Origin of the sequence: Wolbachia endosymbiont of Drosophila simulans wHa (assembly GCF_000376605.1) — a bacterium.
Lineage (GTDB): Bacteria > Pseudomonadota > Alphaproteobacteria > Rickettsiales > Anaplasmataceae > Wolbachia > Wolbachia pipientis.
The window spans coordinates 493,678-512,703 of the sequence record NC_021089.1 but is presented as its reverse complement, the minus strand read 5'-3'; the positions used below and the strand labels follow the sequence as shown (position 1 = coordinate 512,703).

Below are 19,026 nucleotides of genomic sequence, written 5' to 3'. Positions count from 1 at the left end.
TTTAGCGTTTTCGGGCTTCAACTTTAAAGCTAATAAACATGTTGCCCTTTGTCAATATTTTTTGTTTGCGCTTTGCTGTCTTTTCTATTACTATGTAAATAATTTAATTTCACACATGGCTTGTACAAGTAGTCCCATTAGGGTTATGCCATGGAAGATAAACTATTTGGAGGAATGATATATGACAAATTTGCCTAAAGTCACTGTGCGTGATTTAGCTGAATCTGGTGTACATTTTGGTCACAAAATTAGTCGCTGGAACGCAAAAATGGCTCCATATATATATGGGGTACATCAAGAAAATCGTATACATATAATTGACTTGCGAAAAACATTACCATTGCTACAGGTGGCCATGAAGGCTTTATATGACGTTGCATTTCAAGGTGGTCGCATTCTATTTGTTGGTACAAAGTTTCAAGCTTTTGATATTATTGCAAGTGAAGCGATTCGTTGTGGTCAATATTATGTGAATCATCGTTGGCTTGGTGGTATGCTTACTAATTGGGGCACTGTTTCTTCTTCGATAAAAACCTTGATGCAATATGAGAAAATATTAAATGACGAGGATAGCATTTTAACAAAGAAAGAATTGGGAAACATTGAAAAGAAAAAGCAAAAGCTTGATAAGGCGCTTGGCGGTATTAGAGAAATGGGAGCAATTCCTGATATCTTATTCATCATTGATACTAATAAAGAGCATATAGCGGTTAAGGAGGCTAAGAAGTTAGGAATTCCAATAGTTGCAATACTTGATACTAATTCTGATCCAGATGGTATTACTTATCTAATACCTGGAAATGATGACTCAAGAAAATCAATAGAGCTCTATTGTAAATTAGCTACCGACTCTATATTAGCTGGAATAGAGTCTAGTCTAGCAAAATCTGGAGTTAAGATTGATGATATAAGGGGTGATGAGTTTATTCAAGAAAAAGAAGACGGTATTGTGCAAACTAAAAAGAGACGTAGTAAAGTTTACAAAGAAGAAGAAAGGGAGGTAGTAACAAATGAAGATGAATCCAGATGATATAAGAGAATTACGTGATAGAACAGGGCTTGGCTTAAGTGACTGTAAAAAAGCATTAGAAGAATGTGATGGTGACATTAAGAAAGCCGTTGATAAGTTACGTACAATAGGTCTTGCTAAAGCTGACAAAAAATCTGATAGAGTAGCTTCAGATGGACTCGTTGTTATGTGTTTGACTGAAAATTATGGTGCATTGGTTGAACTCAATTGCGAAACAGATTTTGTTGCAAGGAATGAGAAATTTATAGAGTTAGTTTCAAATTTAGCATCAATTGCTCATCAAGAACGCTGTACTAGCGTTGATGAGTTAAAAAATGCCAAGTATGAAAGCATTGGCACAGTGCAGGAAGCTATTATGAATGGTACGTCAGTTCTTGGTGAGAAGCTAGAGTTAAGCAAGCTTTGTTACTTAGAAGCTAAGGATGGAGTTATTGCTGGCTACGTACATGGTGATGTGTGTGGCTTAGGTAAGATTGGTGCTTTAATTGCATTGCAATCATCTGGTGATAAGGCGAAGCTACAAGAGATTGGGAAACAAATAGCTATGCATGTAGTTGCTATGAAGCCTGAAGCTTTGTCTATAGATGATTTAGATCAAATGAAGTTGAAAAATGAACGTTCTATAATTGAAGAGCAAGTGAGGGGCTTAAATAAACCTGAAGAAGTAGCAAAAAAAATAGTAGATGGACGAATGGCTAAGTACTATGAAGAAGTTGTTTTACTAGAACAAAAGTTCATAAAGGATGATAAAATGAAAGTTTCTGATTTTATAAAGTCAAGCGAGGTGAGTGCTATTAAATTATCTAATTACAAGTTACTTGTTTTGGGTGGTGCAAACTAAATGGTAAAAAATGTTTCCCTCAACAAATGAAAAAAGCGAAATAAAATATTCCAGAGTGTTATTTAAAATCTCTGGTGAAGCTTTAATGGGGTCACAGTCTTTTGGCTATGATATGGGAATAATAAGCCAATTATGCAAAGATATAGCTGATATTAACAGGCTTGGAGTTCAGGTATGTATTGTTGTTGGTGGTGGTAATATCTTTCGTGGCACATCTGCGTCTTTAAGTGGCTGTGAAAGAGCAAGTAGTGATTATATTGGAATGCTTGCAACTATAATCAATGCTTTAATTTTACAAAACTTTTTAGAAAAAAATTTAATAGCTTCTAGGGTATTATCTGCAATACCCATGGCCACTGTATGTGAACCTTACATAAGAAGGAAAGCTATTCGTCATTTAGAAAAAGGTAGAGTGGTAATTTTTGCAGCAGGCACAGGCAACCCATTTTTTACTACAGATACAGCTGCAGCCTTACGTGCTGTTGAAATGAATTGTGATGTTATTCTAAAGGGTACGCAAGTAAATGGTGTATACTCCGCTGATCCGAAAAAAAATGAGGATGCTGTAATGTATGATAGGCTTTCTTACACGGATTTATTGACTCGTGATTTAAAAGTTATGGATGCATCAGCAATTTCACTTGCTCGTGAGAATTCTATTCCAATTATAGTTTTTTCTTTGAAGGGAGAAAAAATAGTCAATATTATTAAGGGTCAAGGTACTTATACTATAGTTTCAGATTGTAAACATTAGGTAATTTATGTTAAATGAAATAAAAGCTAAAACAAAAGAAAGAATGCTAAAAACTATTCAGTCCTTTCATGATGATATTAAAGGCGTACGCACTGGTAGAGCTAGCGCATCGTTGCTTGATGGTATAGTTGTAAATATCTATGGTGGACATCAAAAGTTAAATCAGGTTGCAGGTGTTTCGGTTATAGATAACAAAACTCTATCAATTAAAATTTGGGATATTAATGTTGTCGGTGAAGTGAAAAATGCTATATTAAATGCCAACTTGAATTTAAATCCTGTTGTTGAGGGCAATACCATACGTATAGCTCTTCCGGACTTAACACAAGAAACCCGTGAAAAATTAGTGAAATTATTGCATCAGTTTGCTGAAAATGCACGGATTGCCATTAGAAATATACGTAGAGATATTATGGAAGAAATAGAAAAAATGAAGGAAAATAAAGAAATCTCAGAAGATGATTTTCATGGTGCTAAAAAGGAAATACAAAATATTACTGATAATAATATAAAAAAAATTGATGGTGAATTGTCCATCAAAGAAAAGGATATACTGAATCACTAAATGATATGGAGAAAGCTTACATAGCAAATGATGTCATTCCAGTGCTTGACACTGGAATCCAGTCTTTACTATACAACTATCTGATGCACTTGTTTGAAATCAAATTTCCTGGATCCCAGTGTCGGAGCACTGGGATGACACCAATTTTGCATTCAAGTATCAACTATTGGTGTCACTACAGTAACTCTCTTCCTGTCATGCAAGTAGCTGACACCTTCCAGGTGTCCATTGAAATCCAAAAAATTTCACTCAAGTCAAAATTAGGTTAAATTTAAATGTTGAATCAAGAATCTTTACCGAAACATTTAGCAATTATTATGGATGGTAATGGTAGATGGGCGAACAATCAAGGAAAGGTAAAAATTGATGGTTATAAAAAGGGCAGTGAAGTTGCATACGATATTGCCAAGTATTGTACGGACCTAACCATACCCTACTTAACTTTGTATGCATTCTCTATGGAGAATTGGCTTAGACCCAAAAACGAAACTGACTGTCTATTTGATTTATTTTACTCCGTTTTAACTAATGAAGATAAAGTCAATTTCATTTGCAACTGTAACATTAAGTTGAATTTTATTGGCAATTTAAGTCTGTTATCCAGTAAAATATTGGATCAAATTAAAAAAGCAGAAGAAATGACACATAAGAACGATGGTTTATTACTCACTGTGGCAGTCAGTTACGGAGCAAAGCAAGAAATTACACAAGCTATAAGCAATATTATAAAAGAAAATATTGCTTATGTATCAGAAGAGGAATTTGAAAAATTTCTGTATACTAAAGATTTGCCAAAATTGGATTTATTAATTCGCACTGGCGGCGAAAAAAGGTTAAGCAACTTTTTATTATGGCAAGCAGCTTATGCTGAATTGTATTTTTGTGATACTTTATGGCCTGATTTTTCTTGTCAAGATTTGAGTAAAGCATTAGAAGATTATACAAAAAGAGAGAAAAAATATGGTAGATAATAATTTTATAATTAGAATGTTGTCCTCAATAGTAATATTATTCATATTTTCCTTTGCTACATATTTTAGTGATTTATCGTTTTACCTATTGATTTTTTCAATAGCAGTTTTATCTTCTTTTGAATGGTATAATCTAACCCAAGGAAATAAAATTTTATACGTTTTTGCATTATTATTGATTGCACTACCAAGCGCCTCATTAATATATTTATATAATCTACCACAGGGAAAATACGCATTAGTATGGTTCGTCTTAACCATTTGGGGAATTGACGTTACTGCCTACCTATTTGGTAAGAATTTTGGTGGAGCTAAAATTTGCCCAATTCTTAGCCCTGGAAAAACTTGGACAGGACTTCTTGGTGCGATTTTAGCTGGAGTAGTGTGCACAATTTTTGGATCAATATTTTTTGGTCTATTTTCAATTTTTTATTCTCCAATCATTGGCCTTGCAATTGCTATTCTAGCGCAACTTGGCGATTTCACTGAGTCGCTTGTTAAAAGAGCTTACGGTGTTAAAGATAGTGGAAATATGATACCTGGCCATGGGGGAGTGCTCGACCGTATGGACAGTTTCATTTTTACTGCCCCTCTTATTGCTATTTACATAAGCTAAGTCTGCAGAAGTGCCATTAGAGTTCATCCCTAGTCAGCTCCCCAACCGCTTCTACAGTGCAGTCATGGACAAACGTCTTTTCACAATAAGGGCAGGCTATTTCCTCTTCTTCTCCCATATCTAAATATATTAATGGATGGCCAGAACCCTCATCATTCTCATCACCATGACAACAAACTTTTCTATTATTAACCCTCACTTTTGACATGCTGCTCCTTTAGCTTATAACATTTTATATATTGAATATACCCATTCAGAAATAAAAAACAACAAGCACTATTCTCCATTTTTTATCCTATTCAGGTTAATCAATTCGTTTTGAACGCCTTTTGATACAAATTTGCTAACATCTTCTCCTAATCTTGCTATTTCCTTTACAAAACTTGATGAGATAAATTGAGTATCTTCAGAAGCAGGAAGAAATATGGTTTCGATTTCAGGAAGAAGTTTATAATTTACCCAGCTCATTTGAAACTCGTAATCAAAATCCGATACTGCTCTTAATCCCCTAATAATAACAGAAGCATTCTGCTCTTTGGCAAACTTCACTAGCAACCCATTAAAAGATATAACATCTGCATCAATTCCTAGTCCTTTGATTTCATTTTCAGCCATGCTTGTGCGTAGCTTTGTGTCAAAGGCAGTATGCTTATTAACGTTTTCTGCAACTCCTATTATTAATTTATCGACTAGTTTACACGCTCTTTTGATTATGTCAATATGCCCAAAAGTTATAGGGTCAAATGTGCCAGGGTAGATTCCTATTTTGTCATTAATGTTCATCCTTTATTTTTATAAACTACTTTAAAAACTTTTGATAGACATAATAACATTTTTTATCTAAAAATAAAAGTATACAGTTGGCCTGATAGCTCAGTTGGTAGAGCAAAGGACTGAAAATCCTTGTGTCGCTGGTTCGATTCCTGCTCAGGCCACCTTCTCTTTCTTGGCAAACTTGCCTTTTTGTTATAAAATACTCTATATCGTAATATAAATATTAGGGAGGCAAGTCATAGTATATAAATATTATAATAAACTATTTAATATCTTATTAATTATAGTTCTATTATTAAGCAATATTACTTATGCTGGCGTTAGTGAAAAACCGGCATCTCAACATGTAACCAGAAAAGAAGAACCAGTGTCAACTGTCTTGACGGCAGAAAATACAGTAAATAATGACGTAGTTGTTGGTTTGTTGAAAACGGAAGAAGCACATGAACTTGGGCTATCTCAAAATATCTATGAGATGTTTAATAACTTTGGGGTTAAGACTGTACTGATTGATTATAATAAGATAATTAGCCTTAAAAAAATTCAGACAGAGTCACTTAATCTCGCAAAACAAGATGAAACATTGGCAAAGAAGCTAACATTAGACCGAATAAAAGTTGAAGTTGCAAAGTTTGTTAAAGAGCACAAAATAAATAGAATATTTATTCCGGATAATTTACACTCAGCACCCACTCCTTGTCGCCAGCTTGTTACTGAAGCAATTGTAAAAATAGTGGATGATAACCCTGTAATTCATTTGCTTGGCATATGTGAAGGCATAATGAATGCAAAGGGAATTGAAGTAGTGAGTGTTGTGAGTGATGAAGAGAAACGAAGATCTCATTTAAAATCAGCACCTAATCCACAGAAAGAGGATGTACCTCTCCAGCAGATAAAGATCGTTCCAAATAGTCGTTTAGCAGAAGTAGTAGCCAAATTCCTAATACCTAATGAAAATGGCTGGTTTTCAACATATTTTCCAGATGCTCATTCAGGAGCAGTAAGTAATACACCAGAAAATAGAAGAAAATTGGAGTCACTTGGATATAAAGTTGCAGCATTTTCCAGTGAGGGGGTAATAGAGGCTATTGAAGATAAGCATGGTAATGTTCACTTTCAAAGTCATCCAGAAGCCCTTGTTGTGAAGTCAGATAAAAACCTCTATTTATCAAATCACAAGGAACGTCAAGTGTCTACACTAGTTGCTATAGCGATTATGAATGATTTTCTTTATCGTGCTTAATGGCTATAGCTTTAGGCTTACCGACGATTTGATAAACGATAGATTTGTCATGTATCCGTTCAGGCAATGGCGTCAACTTAAGGAAAAATATCAGCGATAGTGTATAAAATTTCTCTCCAAATTTTTTATCATTAAATTATCCAAAGAGTGCAAGGGACAGCACTTTTGTTTCTGTTTTATTTCAACAAAGAAGTCTAAAATGTGTCCTTTTTAGGTGAAATATGCAAAAAGGAAAAAACCTTATTCTACAAATTTAAAATATAATATACTCGAAAACTTTTCAGAAAATCCATTGTGTTGAGTTTTACACGAACAAGAAAACTTCCTTTTTCGACAGTATTTTCTATGATTTTAAAGTTAGTTAAAAAAAGTTTGGGAATAGAATGTGAACTTATGGAGCCATTGACATGTGACCTTACCCAGAAAAAGTGGAGAGAAAGTTTGGAATGTTTTTCACAAAGAGAATGATGAATCAAAATGCTCAGGAATGCAATAGTTAATAGTGACGTTGTTTGTTATAAAAAATTTCTATGTATTCAAATATTGCAGTTCTAGTTTGTTGAGCAGAGTGTTGTGAAGTATCAATAAGTATTTCTCTTTTCAATGAGCTAAAGAAGCTTTCCACAACAGAATTGTTGTAACAACAACCTTTATGACTCATCTATGTTTTTTATGGATAAGAGATATTGATAACCTTGCAAAGTATATTGTGAACCTTGATCACTATGTAATAGTAGATTTTTGGCAGGTTTACGCTTGTTAACGTCCATTAATAAAGAGTCCATAACCAATTGTTTATTTATTGAACTGCTCATTAACTACCATGCGTGAATATAGATCGATTATTGTTGCCAAATATAGCCATCCTTCTTTGGTTTTTATATAAGTAATCCCATACTTTATTTGGTTGATCGACAATAAAGTTTTGGTCTAATATATTGGGAGCTACTGTCCGTTTGTTGTTTCTTAATTTTAAATTTTCTTCTCAATATAGCCTGAATACCATTTTTCTGCATAATACTTTGCACTGTTTTTAAGTTGCAACTTTTACCCAAAGCCTTTAATTCAGCATGAATTTTAGGAGCTCCATATCTACATTTAGAAGCTTGATATATTTTTTGAATATCTGCTAATAACTCTTTATTTGCTGATTCTCTACTGCTTATTTTCCTTGTAGTCCACTTATAGTAGCCACTAGCAGAAAACCCTACATAATTCCTGCACTTTATAGTGTTTACTATGCTCTTTTATGAAAAAATATTTTACTCTTTTTGACTGGCCAGGGCTTTTTTTAAAATGTCTCTTTCTCTTGTTACTTTTGCTAACTCTTTCTGTAAATCAAATCTCTCTTTGTCATAAGGTGCTACATCTGGAAATGCATTTGCCGCTGACTTTTTTTCGTTATATTTCTTCATCCATTTTCCTAATACACTATCCCTTATTCCTAGATCTCTTGCTACTTTTGCAACTGGTTGACCTACCTTTCTTTGTTCATTTGCCAGCTTAACAGCTTCCAATTTGAATTCTGCCGTATATTCTCTTGCCATTTCTAATCCTCCAAAATTTTATTTTACCCAAAAAAACTCTTTTCTTTCTCTCCACTTTTTCTGGGTAAGGTCAGTATGGGAAAAGGTGAAAGATGTACTAAAAAACCCAGAGATGATAAAAAAGGAATACCAACGTAGAGTATTAGAAAATAAAAATGATGAATCATCAGAGAAAAAGTTTGCAAGAAGAGAAAATCAAATAAAAGAAGGTATCGAAAAATTAATGGAAGATTATTATAGTCAAGAAAATGCAGGAGAGAAAGGATATATAAGCGAGGAAGAATTTAAACAGACAATGAGAAAAATGAAAGAACGCTTACAAGGGATAGAAGAAGAGAAAAAAAAGGTAGTTGATCAGAAGGCAGTAGAAAAAGGAATAAGTCTTATTATAAATAGCATAAAGAATTTTTATTCTAGTGTAAAATCGAACCTGGAACAGCTAGATTGGCAAACTAAGCGCGGCATTATTAAAGCATTAATAGGACAAATTAACATTGGTTGTGATCAGGTAGAAGTAGGATTTCAGATCGAAGAACCAGCACAGGATGGGGGAATTCTTAATTTGTATCATTGTACTACACATCATAATAAGGGGGTTGGCGAAGGGTGTCAAGTAATTCCGTTCCTTATGGGTAAAAAAAGAGAAACTCTAAGTTGCAGCCGCACAATGTTTCTCTTTTCTGCTGTTGATGATTATTTCGCCTATTGTAACTGCCGCTAGAATAAAGCAATAATATACCTGTGTTAATAAAGAAATAGGTGATACAGAGGCGATGCTACCTGCTAGCAATAGTTGGGAACCATAAGGTAAGATACCTTTTGTAGCACAAGCAAAAACATCTAATAAGTATGCGCTGCGATGTGGCGCAATACTGTGTTTTTGTGCAAGCCTTTTTGCAATGCCACCACTTAGTAAAATAGCAATGGTATTATTGGCAACTAAGGTAGTAAACATAGACGCAATTCCTGCTATCACAAATTCAGCTTTAGTTTTTGTGATATTGCTTTCATCGATGAGTTTATGCAACGCTTTTTGACCTTGCTTGTACATTATATGGCTCAATCCACCGATAAATAGAGCAAATATCACTATTTCGTTTACTTTTTTGAAACCGTCATACACGTCATGAGGAAATTGAATGATAGCATAGTCAAAAAAAGTTATTCCTAGCACACCAGCAATAATTATGTTTATAGTTATTGTTACTAAAGTGGCGACTTCAAGCAGCACCATGATTATTAAAGAAATGTAAGGAATAATTTTTATTATAGAATAATAATCTAAATTTGATATAGAAATAATTTTTGTACTATTTGAGGCAACTGCTAGGTAGATGAGTGTTATAATGCTGGCAATAAGTGCAACTTTAGAGTTCATTTTAAGTTTATCTTTTGCTGAAGCTTCCTGTGAAGAAACAGATGCAATGGTGGTATCAGATATCATCGAAAGGTTATCGCCAAACACGGCACCACCTACTACAGTTGCAGTTCCTATTTCGAGACCAAAAGCTCCACTTTTTGCCAGATTAACAGCTATAGGTACCATCAGCGCAACAACTCCCATAGATGTGCCAATTGCAGTTGAAATAAAAGCAGAAGCCAAAAATACTCCAGGCAGCAGTAATCTTGCTGGAAGGAAATTAAGAATTAAATTAGCAACAGTGTCTGCGCTACCGATTGATTGAGTCACCGCAGAAAATGCTCCAGAAAATAAAAAAATTAAACACATAGTAAGGGTGTTTTTGTCACCCATGCCCTTGATAACAGTATCGATGTTATGCTGAATTTTATTTGTACCACGTGAGACAGCAAAAAATAGTGCTGGTAATAAGCAGATTACTGGTGAAACCTGATGAAGTGGATTATCAGTTCCGATAAAAGAAAAATAAGCACCACTTCCAAGATACAAGATTAAAAAAATAATCAAGGGGACAAAAGCTGTCATTTTGCTGTACCTAAACTTATAACTATAACTAATTAAGTGGTTTTAAGCAAGTTTGGTTTTCACTAGTTCTACAGGAAGTCAATAGCAGAGTTTTAAACTTCATATTTAATCTACTAAATAAATAGCACATGTAGCTTATTGCTTGACAATAGGATCTAATTGTTGTCTAGATTCCAGCATCACGCGCACAACTGTACGAACATTTGTTTGCGAAGAAATGTTATAGCTGGTTTTGCTTCAAACACAAAGATATCATCCGAGTAGCTGAATACTTGGATCCAGAAAATTTTGCTGCGAATAAGCAAATTTGTTTGGTGAGCATAGAAAGTGGAATGTGTAAGCGCAGCCTCAACAGGGTGTCATCCAAGTAGCTGACTACTTGGATCCAGATTGGATACTGAGTTGGTGAGTATAAAAGTATAGCTAACGCGAGCTCTACGTCATACCGCCGCAGAATAATTAACCGTCATACCGCGATTCATTCGCAGTATCCCTTCGCGGTATCCCTTAGCCGCTAACAAGCAGCGGGATGACGGTTGTCGTTTAGCCATAAACATTAAGGAATTTACCAAATAAAAAAAAAGGCAAAAGAAGCCCCGTGGTTGGCTAATTACTTACATTATACTTTCAAGTATGGCGTTTTTTTATTCTAAACGCTTAATAACCGCGATTTAGCTGCTTTTTAATGCAACTAACCTTTAGTCATAAATGTTTAAGAAATTTACTAAACAGAAAAAAAGGCAAAAGAAACCCTAGGGTAGCTAATTATTCACTATCCATTTTTTAAGTTGGCGTTTTTTGATGTTTTAAATGCTTTATAAGCGTATTTCAGCTTGTATAGGTAAAAACCTAGAAATTTGATAAAGACATAGAGTGCACATAGTGCAAAAAATTAAACATGAGACGCCAGATACGTGAGTTTTTTTGTCATTTAATCTGTACAGAGAAGATAAATAAATAGCTTCAGTTTCATGATAAGGAGGCTGGCGGAGTTTGTCAAGGAAGTTTTTTCGTTTCTAATGGTTGTTAACGTGCTGCCAAAAACTATGCAAGAAGTCTATTGAAATCGCGTATATCAATCGTTGTAAAATCACACAATTGCTCTGTAGAGCTATGCCCTGTAATAATTACTATACCATTTTGCTCAGAGCGTATTGAGATTAAGTTCAGCACTAATTCACACGTTGCACTATCAAGATTACAAAATGGTTCATCTATCAGCCAAACGTTTGCATTAGAAATCAAGAGGCGAGCAAGCGCAACTCTCCTTTTCCAGCCTGCAGAAAGTTCGCCATATCTAATATTAAGTACAGGTTGCAACTGCAAGCAACAAATAGCTGCCACAATCAATTCTCTAGTATTTCGTATTCCTGCCCAGAATTCTACGTTTTGAGCAACAGTTAAGCTATCTTTACAGGCATTCTTATGGCCTATATAGACCATAGAAGATATATAGGATTTTGGATCATCATATATATCTTTTCCGCAGTGCCTTATATTGCCTGATACCGGCGGTAAAAGTCCAGATAAACTTCTAATTAAGCTGGTTTTACCACTACCATTTGGACCAGTGATTAGAATCTTTGATTTTAGCTCAGCTTTAAAACTGAGATTCTTAAATAGTACCTTATTATTACGAGTGCAGGATAAATTTTCACATTCAAGCATGGATTATCTGCCCTTTCCCTTATGTTTACCTTGAGTTGAAGCCTGAGCTTTTACAAACAGCTCCCAAAATCCTTTCTGTCCGCCTTCTCTATGTATCAATTGTGCAAAACGCTGCATTAAACCATTACCCATCATAACCATCTTTGTCCATTTACCTACCGGTTTTGCTATGTCAACTATTTCTGGATCTTCTTTATAAACTTGCACATCTTTTTGTTTCTCGCGTAGCGTTTCTTGTTGTTTCAGCAACTCTTTTTGCTTATTTTTTTGATATAATTCATTGAATTTTCTGTCTTCTTCCCACTCTTCTTTAAAAACTTTTCTAGGAAATATGATTTTTCTAATGCGATTTTTGTATATTTTTCTCAAAAAGAGAAATACTGCAGCTACAGCAAGTAATGTTACGCTATATAATATGATCTGTGTAAGTGGCATTTCCTGTATCTAATTCATTAAAAATACCCTTGCTATTATACCATAATTATAGAAATTGTGCAATTTTTTTGCGGGTAAAGACAATATAAAAGCAGTACTGCTCTATTTCGAAAATTGCGCAAATATCTGACGAACGGGCTTGTATGTAATAAGGTTTATTTCTATACTTCTTAAAGAATTTAGAAGTAAAACAAATATGAACTGCTATAAAACTCATACGTGCAATGAACTGAGGAAGAACGACGTAGAAAAGGAAGTTACCCTTTCTGGATGGTTATATCGTAAGCGCGACCATGGTAACCTAATTTTTGTTGATTTAAGGGACTTCTACGGAATCACTCAGCTAGTATTTAATAATGACAAAGACTTTTTTGATGAGATATCAAATTTAAAATTGGAGAGTGTAATTACTGTTACAGGAATAGTTGAAGCTAGAACTGAAGATACGGTAAACAGCTCTATTTCTACCGGAGAAATCGAGGTGATAGTCAACAATTTGCGCGTTGAATCGGAAGTTGAGTTCCACTTTGATGAAGAAATAGCAAAAGAAGAAAGAAGTATATTGGCAAGCATTACCGGCGAGCAAGAATACCCAGAAAACATGAGATTTAAATATCGATTTCTTGACTTAAGACGTGAAAAAGTCCGCAACAATATTATTTTGCGCTCACAAATTATTGCAGAGCTCCGCAAGCTCATGATAGAGCGAGGATTTTTAGAGATTCAAACTCCAATACTCACTGCTTCCTCTCCTGAAGGAGCACGCGACTACCTAGTGCCAAGCAGGCTAAATCCTGGCAAGTTCTATGCATTGCCACAAGCTCCGCAGATTTTCAAACAGTTGCTCATGGTTTCAGGGTTTGATAAATATTTCCAAATTGCACCATGTTTTCGTGATGAAGACGCAAGGGCTGACCGTTCTCCGGGAGAGTTTTATCAGCTAGATCTTGAAATGTCTTTTGTGACTCAAGAGGACATATTTGACGTTATTGAATCTGCTTTATATAAAGTGTTCGCCAAATTTTCTCGCAAGTCTGTCGATAAAGATTTTCCACGCATTACATACAAAGAGGCAATGCTTAAGTATGGTTCTGACAAGCCAGATTTGCGTAATCCACTATTAATCAGCGATGTTACAGAAATTTTTCGTGATTCAGGGTTCAATATTTTCAAAAGCAATATTGAGCGTGGTATGGTAGTGAGAGCCATCCCTGCACCTAAAACAGCAGAGGAACCACGCAGCTTCTTTGATAAAAAGATAGAACATGCGCAAAAAGAATTCGGTGCTAAGGGTCTTGGATATATAACGTTTGATAAAGATGGAACTGCGAAAGGCCCAATTGCTAAATTTCTTGATGAAAATAGGCTAAACCACATAAGAGAAGCAACAAACATAGAGCCAGGAGATAGTGTATTTTTTGCTTCTGACAAAGAGAATGAGGCGGCAAACATTGCAGGAAAAGTACGCACTCTTTTAGGGTCAGAACTCAGTCTTATAGATGATAATATCTTCAAGTTTTGTTGGATCATTGATTTTCCATATTTTGTATATGACGATAAAAGTAAAAAAATAGATTTCTTTCATAACCCATTCTCCATGCCACACGGTGGTCTGAAAGATTTAGAGGACAAAAATCCACTGGATATCCTTGCTTACCAATATGATCTTGTTTGCAATGGAATAGAACTGTCAAGTGGGGCGATTCGTAATAACAAACTGGATATCATGTATAAAGCTTTTGCCATTGCAGGTTATAGCCGGGGAGAAGTTGATACAAGATTCGGTGCACTTGTACGTGCATTCAGATTTGGTGTTCCTCCTCATGGTGGAATAGCACCAGGAGTTGATAGAATAGTTATGCTGCTTGCTGATGAGCCAAATATTCGTGAAGTAATCTGTTTTCCTATGAACCAGCAAGGTGAAGATGTTCTAATGGGTGCTCCTTCCAAGGTGGAGGATAAGCATTTACGTGAATTATCCTTGAAGGTTATTGAATGAAAAATTTTATAGCAAGGAGCACCGGTTAATGATATATTAGGTTATGTTAAATTGAAAGACCATGAATAATATCCGAAAAGCAATACTATCGGGCATGATCTGTAACATGATTGTGTGGTATGAACTCACTCTTTTTGGAGTATTAACAGATACAATCATCAACGTTTTTTTCCCATCAGAAGATCATTATTTGAGTACACTCAAATTCCTTGGTGTTTTTGCAATTGGTTTTGCGTTTAGACCAATTGGTGCAGTAATTTTTGGTTATATGGGAGATAAGTATGGCAGAAGAAAGACTTTACTTACTTCAGTAATATTAATTTCAATATCATCCACAATTATGGGAATTATACCTGGGTATAAAGAAATAGGGTTGCTTTCACCTGTATTGCTTGTGTTTTGTAGAATAGTGCAAGGAATAACTGCAGGAGGTGAAACAAGCATTAATACAGCATTTACGATAGAGCATTCAAAAGATAAAAAAAATCTAGGTTTCTTAGGAAGTATGAAGCCCTTTAGCGGAGCCCTTGGAACGCTCTTATGCATAACAATGATATTTATCTGCAAAAGAGTTACAGGTGAGAACTATGAAATATGGGGATGGAAGTTGCTTTTTTATTTTTGCTTTTTTTTGGGGACAATAGGTTTTTTAACTAGGTACATATTAAAAGAAAGCTTAGCATATAAAACTAATAAGTACGCTAATAATTTAGCACATTCACCATTGTTAGAACTAGTAAGAAACTATAAAAGACCGCTTATTATTTCAATCAATCTGGGAATTGCTCAGAATGCAATTGTCTACGCAGCAATAATGTTTTATAATATATCAATAAAAGAGCTAGTTATTTTATCTATTAGTGTTAAAGATTTAATGAGGATAGTAATACAGGTTGTATTTGCAGCATCTGCGGTACTTTTTGCAATTTTATCTGATAAAGTTGGAAGAAAACGCGTAATGATTCCTGTACTGATTATGCTATCTCTGATTGGTACATGTGTATTACCATTATTATCTTCCGTTAACCACTATGTCGTAATAATAACTTACTTATTGATTACTATACCAGTAGGTGCATCTTTTGGAATATATGGTTCTGTTATTTGTGAACTGTTTCCAACAAAAGTAAGATGCACTGGCGTAAGCTTAGCAAATAATATATCTGCAGGAATTTTTGGTGGCCTTTCTCCATACATATGCATGTGGCTTATAGAAAAAACCGAAACAAAACTTGCAGCAGGCATTTATCTTACTGCCTGCACATTAATTAGCCTAATATCTGTGCTTCAAATTAAAGCCAAAGACAGAAAAGTTGATTGGTGAAATCGTTTCAGTCGAAAAATAGCGCTTCAATGGATTTTTCGATGTGTTTAGTGATAGGAGCGGTGATAGTGATTTCTTTATTGTTTGGCAGTTTTAAAGATAAAGAATGCGAATGAAGGTGAATTTTATTTGCTATCCCATCAATAAAAGCTTTTTTACCACCATATTTACCGTCACCAAGAATAGGGCAATTTATATGAGCTAAATGTGCACGTAACTGATGGGTTCTGCCGGTAATTGGTTGTAATTTTAAATAAGCAACATTGTGTTTGGATTTTGCTATAATTGAAAAATGCGTAGTGGCATTCTGAGGTGAATTTTCATCAACGACCACTTTTTCTTGACCTGAAACATATTTTTTCACCAATGGATAGTCTATTGTTCCACTATCCTTGCTCGGTATGCCAGAAGTTAATGCTAAATAAGTTTTTTTTACTCTTCGTCCTTTAAATTCTTCCATAAGGTATCTGGCAACATTAGCGTTGCGTGCGAATATTATCACTCCACTCGTATCTCTATCTAGCCTATGGACAATTTTAAATGTTTCTCCCTCTCTTATTTGGTCAAGCAAATCACTCATGCTAATCTTTACTTTTACGCCACCTTGAACGATGACCCCTGCGGGTTTGTTTATAGCTAGTATATATTCGTCTTCATATAATATGTTCTCTCTTAGTAGATTCACTAACTTTTCATTATATTTGCGATCAGAATTAGCGTTTTCAATATAATTCAAGTGCTTCAGCGTTATAGTTTGCCCAGAATTTACTCTATCACTGGACTTTGCTTTGCAATCATCAACTTTGATTAATCCTTTCCTTAAAGATTTTTCAATTACAGATTGCTTTAGATCAGGAAAGATTCTTCTGATGTACCTATCCAGCCTAACGTTATCGTCTTCTATTAATATGGTTTTTATACTTTGTAGCATTCCATTATTTATAATGAATATCTAGTGAAATGTCAATTATTGGTGTCATTCCAGTGTCAAGCACTGGAATGACACCGAAGGGGTTACTGCCGTCATAAAGGAACCAGTGTCAGCTACTCGGATGACAGGAGAAGGAGACTACTGAGATGACAGCTAGCCTGACAACCGTCATCCCGCTGCTTGTTAGCGGGATCTAGAGATACCGCGAATGAATCGCGGTATGACGGTTCGCGGCGGCATGACGTAGAGCTTGCGTTAGCTATACTTTTATACTCACCAACTCAGCTGGATCCAAGTAGTCAGAGCACTGGGATGACAAAAAAAGGAGGGCACTTGGATGACGGGAGAAGGAGCTATTTGGATGACATCGTTTACTATACAATGTTTGTACAGTTCTGGATAAAAAAATTAGCTAACAAATTTATAAACATCAGTATACAGCTCATCAACGCTTGGTTCTTTACTATTTTTGGCAAAATCTTCCGACTTTTTTACTAAATCACGTATTTCCTTATCAATTACTTTGCACTCTTCTTCTGAAGCCATTTTATTATCTGTCATGTATTTCTTTAAAGTGCTTATAGGGTCATGATTTTGCTTCATATCTTCAACTTCTTCTTTTAAGCGATAAGTAGCAGGATCTGACATTGAGTGACCGCGATATCGATATGTCTTCATTTCAAGCAGGATAGGCCCTTTTCCGCTGCGTGTGTGTTCCGCTGCTTCGCTTGTAGCCTCATAAACAGAGAAAAAATCCATTCCATCAACTTGTTTTCCAGGAATACCAAAACTTTCTCCTCTTTTATATAACTCTGTTACTAAAGTTGACCTTTGCACGGAGGTTCCCATTGCGTATTCATTATTTTCTATGATGTAAACCACAGGCAACTCCCACAAAGATGCCATATTAAACGATTCATATACTTGTCCTTGATTTGCAGCACCGTCGCCAAAATATGTAAATACCACATTATCTTTTTTCTTATATTTATTAGCAAATGCTATTCCTGTGCCAATTGGAACTTGTGCTCCCACTATTCCATGCCCGCCGAAGAATTTTTTTTCAACGTCAAATACGTGCATCGAACCACCTTTACCTTTCGAGCATCCTGTTTCTTTGCCGGTAAGCTCTGCCATTACAACATTTGGATCAGAATCACATGCGAGCATTAAGCCATGGTCTCTATAACTTGTGATAAAAGCGTCACCTAATTTTGATGCAGCTTGAGTTCCAACTGCAACTGCTTCTTGTCCTATTGATAGGTGACAGAACCCGCCTATTAATCCCATCCCATATAATTGTCCTGCTTTTTCCTCAAATCTGCGTATGAGTAGCATTTTCCTGTAGAATCCAATTATCTGTTCTTTAGTGAAATTTTCTGCTTTCATATCGATTTCTTTTTCATTAAACTAACACAATACCAGGAATTTTAAATTTTTGCTAATGAACTATTACCACTGGCTTGAGGCTTTTCACGTTATCTCTGTTATCATGTGGATGGCAGGTATGCTTTATTTACCCAGGCTTTATGTCTACCATGCAACTGTAAAACCGGGATCGGAAAATGATAGCTTGCTTCAAACAATGGAAAAGAGGCTACTTAGATATATCATAAACCCTGCAATGCTTTTCTCACTTGGTCTTGGAATTACACTAATGGTTATTAGGGAAGCATATCGTGAAGGATGGTTTCATGTAAAAGCATTTGCAATACTTTTGATGTTAATTATTCATATGCTACTTGCAAAATATAGGAAAAATTTTGCAATGGGTTCGAATAAGAAGTCACATATTTATTTTCGCGTTTTAAATGAAGCAGTTACAGTATTGATAATAGTTATAGTTATTATGGTTGTTGTAAAACCTTTTTGACTGACCTTACCCAAAAAAAGCAGAAAGCTCGTATCTGTTCAGATGCATGGCTAATGTACAATACTGAAATAAAAATTCCAGTGCTCCCTTTCTTGTCATTCCAGTGCTTGACACTGGGATCCAGCTTTCTTTACAAATTCACCAAAAGTGCTTCATTCTATAACGCAAAACCCATACTCACCAAACTCAATGCATTACTTGCAATTAAGTTTCCTGGATGCCAGTGTCAAGCTACTCGGATGACACCATTCTTTTTCCTGGATCCCAGTGTCAAGCACTGGGATGACAAGAAGAGGGCACTGCCCTCTTGGATGGAAGCCAGTGTTAGCTACTTTCATGACACCCTGACAACCGTCATCCCGCTACTTGTTAGCGGGATCTAGAGATACCGTGATGGTATGAAGTAGGGGTTGCCGAGAACTTGTCATCCAAGTGCTTGACACTGAGATCCAGTTTTTCGTATAATTTTGTCAAAATCTATTGTGCTAGCAAGTTCACTAGCGTCACGCG

At 35.3% G+C, this 19,026-nt stretch carries 20 protein-coding genes, 1 tRNA gene and 2 pseudogenes; 14 read left to right on the top strand and 9 right to left on the bottom strand.

Features of this window, described 5'->3' with window-relative positions:
- Positions 1–181: 181 nt before the first annotated feature.
- From rpsB to WHA_RS02245, 7 genes are read left to right on the top strand one after another with little or no spacing between them, the layout of a single operon-like run.
- Positions 182–1,030 carry a 30S ribosomal protein S2 gene (gene rpsB, locus WHA_RS02270; protein WP_015589054.1) on the top strand — a complete coding sequence of 283 codons (849 nt, stop codon included), beginning with the start codon at positions 182–184 and terminating at the stop codon, positions 1,028–1,030.
- Positions 1,011–1,871: a translation elongation factor Ts gene (tsf, locus tag WHA_RS02265; RefSeq protein ID WP_015589053.1), complete on the top strand. Its 861-nt coding sequence runs from the start codon at positions 1,011–1,013 to the stop codon at positions 1,869–1,871. The genes rpsB and tsf overlap by 20 nt, the downstream gene beginning before the upstream one ends.
- A 10-nt stretch (positions 1,872–1,881) precedes the next feature.
- Positions 1,882–2,625 (top strand): UMP kinase, encoded by a 744-nt coding sequence (gene pyrH, locus WHA_RS02260; RefSeq protein WP_015589052.1) that lies wholly within the window; start codon positions 1,882–1,884, stop codon positions 2,623–2,625.
- Positions 2,626–2,632: 7 nt separating this feature from the next.
- Entirely contained in the window at positions 2,633–3,190 is a 558-nt protein-coding gene (gene frr / locus WHA_RS02255) for a ribosome recycling factor (protein ID WP_015589051.1), read from the top strand.
- 5 nt (positions 3,191–3,195) lie between these two features.
- Positions 3,196–3,459, top strand: coding sequence for a hypothetical protein (locus tag WHA_RS07355; protein WP_039964055.1), 264 nt, complete (start codon positions 3,196–3,198; stop codon positions 3,457–3,459).
- Positions 3,460–3,465: 6 nt separating this feature from the next.
- Complete coding sequence (gene uppS, locus WHA_RS02250) at positions 3,466–4,161, top strand: polyprenyl diphosphate synthase (RefSeq protein WP_015589050.1); 696 nt, start codon at positions 3,466–3,468, stop codon at positions 4,159–4,161.
- Positions 4,151–4,777 carry a phosphatidate cytidylyltransferase gene (locus tag WHA_RS02245; RefSeq protein ID WP_015589049.1) on the top strand — a complete coding sequence of 209 codons (627 nt, stop codon included), beginning with the start codon at positions 4,151–4,153 and terminating at the stop codon, positions 4,775–4,777. Before uppS ends, WHA_RS02245 begins: the two co-directional genes overlap by 11 nt.
- 16 nt (positions 4,778–4,793) lie before the next feature.
- On the opposite strand, the gene WHA_RS02240 is transcribed toward WHA_RS02245, so the two are convergent.
- On the bottom strand, positions 4,794–4,985 hold the full coding sequence (locus WHA_RS02240; protein WP_006279326.1) for a zinc-finger domain-containing protein: 192 nt from the start codon (positions 4,983–4,985) through the stop codon (positions 4,794–4,796).
- Positions 4,986–5,053: 68 nt separating this feature from the next.
- A complete protein-coding gene (gene coaD, locus WHA_RS02235) occupies positions 5,054–5,560 on the bottom strand; it encodes a pantetheine-phosphate adenylyltransferase (RefSeq protein WP_015589048.1) in 507 nt (168 codons plus the stop codon).
- A 79-nt stretch (positions 5,561–5,639) separates the two neighbouring features.
- On the opposite strand from coaD, the gene WHA_RS02230 reads away from it, so the two are divergent.
- From WHA_RS02230 to WHA_RS06755, 3 genes and pseudogenes are all read left to right on the top strand, one after another.
- A tRNA-Phe gene (locus WHA_RS02230) sits at positions 5,640–5,712 on the top strand.
- Positions 5,713–5,930: 218 nt separating this feature from the next.
- On the top strand, positions 5,931–6,794 hold the full coding sequence (locus tag WHA_RS02225; protein ID WP_015589047.1) for a gamma-glutamyl-gamma-aminobutyrate hydrolase family protein: 864 nt from the start codon (positions 5,931–5,933) through the stop codon (positions 6,792–6,794).
- A gap of 260 nt (positions 6,795–7,054) precedes the next feature.
- A pseudogene (locus WHA_RS06755) lies at positions 7,055–7,223 on the top strand (IS4-like element ISWosp8 family transposase); the annotation flags it as partial.
- 24 nt (positions 7,224–7,247) lie between these two features.
- Here WHA_RS06755 and WHA_RS07485 read toward each other — a convergent pair.
- Positions 7,248–8,341: pseudogene (locus tag WHA_RS07485) on the bottom strand (IS3 family transposase).
- A gap of 85 nt (positions 8,342–8,426) precedes the next feature.
- Between WHA_RS07485 and WHA_RS02210 the strand changes: the two are divergent.
- Positions 8,427–9,062, top strand: a complete 636-nt coding sequence (locus WHA_RS02210) for a hypothetical protein (protein WP_041573515.1) — start codon at positions 8,427–8,429, stop codon at positions 9,060–9,062.
- Here WHA_RS02210 and WHA_RS02205 read toward each other — a convergent pair.
- The 3 genes from WHA_RS02205 to WHA_RS02195 all read right to left on the bottom strand — a co-directional run bounded on the left by WHA_RS02205 (position 8,991) and on the right by WHA_RS02195 (position 12,389).
- A complete protein-coding gene (locus WHA_RS02205; RefSeq protein ID WP_015589046.1) occupies positions 8,991–10,286 on the bottom strand; it encodes a Na+/H+ antiporter NhaC family protein in 1,296 nt (431 codons plus the stop codon). The two genes, WHA_RS02210 and WHA_RS02205, sit on opposite strands and share 72 nt — an antisense overlap.
- 1,044 nt (positions 10,287–11,330) lie before the next feature.
- Positions 11,331–11,954 (bottom strand): heme ABC exporter ATP-binding protein CcmA, encoded by a 624-nt coding sequence (gene ccmA / locus WHA_RS02200; RefSeq protein WP_015589045.1) that lies wholly within the window; start codon positions 11,952–11,954, stop codon positions 11,331–11,333.
- A 3-nt stretch (positions 11,955–11,957) separates the two neighbouring features.
- Entirely contained in the window at positions 11,958–12,389 is a 432-nt protein-coding gene (locus WHA_RS02195; protein ID WP_006279891.1) for a hypothetical protein, read from the bottom strand.
- A gap of 196 nt (positions 12,390–12,585) precedes the next feature.
- Here WHA_RS02195 and aspS point away from each other — a divergent pair, with 196 nt between their 5' ends.
- Positions 12,586–14,388, top strand: a complete 1,803-nt coding sequence (gene aspS / locus WHA_RS02190; RefSeq protein WP_015589044.1) for an aspartate--tRNA ligase — start codon at positions 12,586–12,588, stop codon at positions 14,386–14,388.
- A 61-nt stretch (positions 14,389–14,449) separates the two neighbouring features.
- Positions 14,450–15,712 (top strand): MFS transporter, encoded by a 1,263-nt coding sequence (locus WHA_RS02185; protein WP_015589043.1) that lies wholly within the window; start codon positions 14,450–14,452, stop codon positions 15,710–15,712.
- A 7-nt stretch (positions 15,713–15,719) separates the two neighbouring features.
- Here the strand turns inward: WHA_RS02185 and WHA_RS02180 are convergent, their stop codons facing one another.
- Positions 15,720–16,643, bottom strand: coding sequence for an RluA family pseudouridine synthase (locus WHA_RS02180; RefSeq protein ID WP_006279888.1), 924 nt, complete (start codon positions 16,641–16,643; stop codon positions 15,720–15,722).
- Between the two features lie 408 nt (positions 16,644–17,051).
- Positions 17,052–18,032 carry a pyruvate dehydrogenase (acetyl-transferring) E1 component subunit alpha gene (gene pdhA, locus WHA_RS02175; protein WP_006279887.1) on the bottom strand — a complete coding sequence of 327 codons (981 nt, stop codon included), beginning with the start codon at positions 18,030–18,032 and terminating at the stop codon, positions 17,052–17,054.
- A 55-nt stretch (positions 18,033–18,087) separates the two neighbouring features.
- Between pdhA and hemJ the strand changes: the two genes are divergently transcribed.
- Positions 18,088–18,516, top strand: coding sequence for a protoporphyrinogen oxidase HemJ (gene hemJ / locus WHA_RS02170; RefSeq protein WP_010082641.1), 429 nt, complete (start codon positions 18,088–18,090; stop codon positions 18,514–18,516).
- Between the two features lie 194 nt (positions 18,517–18,710).
- Here the strand turns inward: hemJ and WHA_RS06860 are convergent, their stop codons facing one another.
- Entirely contained in the window at positions 18,711–18,854 is a 144-nt protein-coding gene (locus WHA_RS06860; protein ID WP_167482809.1) for a hypothetical protein, read from the bottom strand.
- Positions 18,855–19,026 lie beyond the last annotated feature (172 nt).